This is a genomic window from Streptomyces sp. MBT65, from assembly GCF_016612545.1.
Taxonomy (GTDB): Bacteria; Actinomycetota; Actinomycetes; order Streptomycetales; family Streptomycetaceae; genus Streptomyces.
In genome coordinates this window covers 1-1926 of sequence record NZ_JAENRY010000577.1, presented here as the reverse complement: position 1 = coordinate 1926, position 1926 = coordinate 1, and the positions used below count along the sequence as shown (strand labels likewise).

At 72.8% G+C, this 1926-nt stretch carries 1 protein-coding gene and 1 pseudogene; one reads left to right on the top strand and one right to left on the bottom strand.

Going from position 1 to position 1926, the window contains the following annotated elements; translation table 11 throughout:
* Positions 1 to 536: pseudogene (locus tag JHN63_RS50555) on the bottom strand (hypothetical protein); the annotation flags it as partial.
* Positions 537 to 711: 175 nt separating this feature from the next.
* Between JHN63_RS50555 and JHN63_RS50550 the strand changes: the two are divergent.
* Entirely contained in the window at positions 712 to 1815 is a 1104-nt protein-coding gene (locus JHN63_RS50550; protein ID WP_200691861.1) for a RecB family exonuclease, read from the top strand.
* Positions 1816 to 1926: the final 111 nt, after the last annotated feature.

Here is a 1926-nt window from a genome sequence, read left to right as displayed (position 1 = left end):
GTCTCGGGGTTGGTGTGGGCGTAGGGGAGGTTCAGGTGGCTGGGGGTGTGGTCGTTGTCCGTGGGGGCGGCGTCACGTTTCGGCTCGCCGTTGAGGTGCGCGTGCGGTGCGGGCGCTGGAGCGGGGGTCGGCGCGGACGTGCCCTCCGTCTCCGTACGGCTGGGCACGGGAGCCTCGGAGGTCTCTGACGTCTCGGACGGCGATGCCGGCTTCGGGCTGTCGGCCGGTGCGGTGTGTTCGACGACCGATGTGCTCGCGTCCCCGTGGTCCTCGGACGACGTGCCCGTGGCCCTGGGCTCGGCGGACATCGTGTCCGTGCGGTCCTCGGGCGGCTCGGGCGCGGTCCCGTGGTCCTCGGACGGTGTGTCCGTGTTCCCGTGCTCCTGGGTGGGGGTCTCGGGCCGCTGGTGGTCGGAGTCGTCGGGTTTGGGTTCGGGGGTTCCGGGGTCGACGGCCGGGGTCGTGGCACCCGTGGCGTGTTCGGTCGGCTCGTTGGTGCCGGACCGCGGCTGCCCGCTCCCGCCGCTCTCGTCCACGATGTCCCCTCGTTCGAAGCATCCTCCGCGCCAGCCGGGCGGAGGGGTCTCGGGTCGATGGTATGCGGCGGTCGCGACGCGTTCCGCCCCGGCACCCCCCGCGTTTCCCCGGCCGTCGCGGGCACGTCGGCCGGGATCGGGTCACTGTCAGTGGCGGGCCGTAAGGTCTGTGGGCATGGAGACGAGTGCGGAGGGCGTCGCGGGGACAGTCGGCGACGAGGGCGCGGCGGCGGGACCGACCGCGGCGGTGACGGTGGGGACGGGAACGGCGGGCGTGGTCGAGCGCGTCGCCATAGCGCCTGCCTCGTTGTCGCCCTCGCGTGCCGGTGACTTCATGCAGTGCCCGTTGTTGTACCGGTTCCGGGTGATCGACCGGCTGCCGGAGAAGCCCAGCGAGGCGGCGACCAGGGGAACGCTGGTGCACTCGGTGCTGGAGCGGCTCTTCGACGCGCCGGCGGCCGAGCGTACGGCGCCACGGGCCAAGTCGCTGATCCCCGGGCAGTGGGACCGGCTGCGGGAGTCCCGGCCGGAGGTCGTGGAGCTGTTCGCCGACGATCCGGAGGGCGAGCGGCTGACGCGGTGGCTCGGGGAGGCGGAGCGGCTGGTCGAGCGGTGGTTCTCCCTGGAGGATCCGACGCGACTGGAGCCCGCCGAGCGGGAGATGTTCGTCGAGGCCGAGCTGGATTCGGGACTGAAGCTGCGCGGGATCATCGACCGGGTCGATGTGGCGCCGACGGGCGATGTGCGGATCGTCGACTACAAGACGGGCAAGGCGCCGCGGCCTGAGTATGCCGAGGGCGCGCTGTTCCAGATGAAGTTCTACGCGCTGGTGGTCTGGCGGTTGAAACAGGTCGTCCCGCGGCGGCTCCAGTTGGTGTACCTGGGCAGCGGGGACGTGGTGACGTACGACCCCGTCGTCGCCGACCTGGAGCGGGTCGAGCGCAAGTTGCTGGCCCTCTGGGAGGCGATCCGGCTGGCCACGGAAACGGGCGACTGGCGCCCACGCCCGACCAAGCTGTGCGGCTGGTGCGACCACCAGGCGGTGTGCCCGGAGTTCGGCGGCACTCCCCCGCCGTATCCGTTGCCGGTGCGGAGGGCCGCTGGCGGTTCTGGGGCGGGAGGTGTTGCCGCTGCGGAGGCGACGGGCGGTACCTCTGCCGGGGGTCCGGAGGTCGTGGTCGGCGATTCCGGGAGGGGTGCGGCTGCGGGGTCTGAGGCGCTGGGTGGTGATTCCGCTGCGGGGCCGGGGGCGACGGGCGGTGATTCCGCCGGGGCCTGAGGGGTACGGAAGGCGTTTCCGCCGGAGGGCGAGGCAGCGGACGGTAGTTCCGCCGGAGGGCGGGGGACGACGGGCGGTGATTCCGCGAGGGCTGAGGCTGCAAACCCCCTT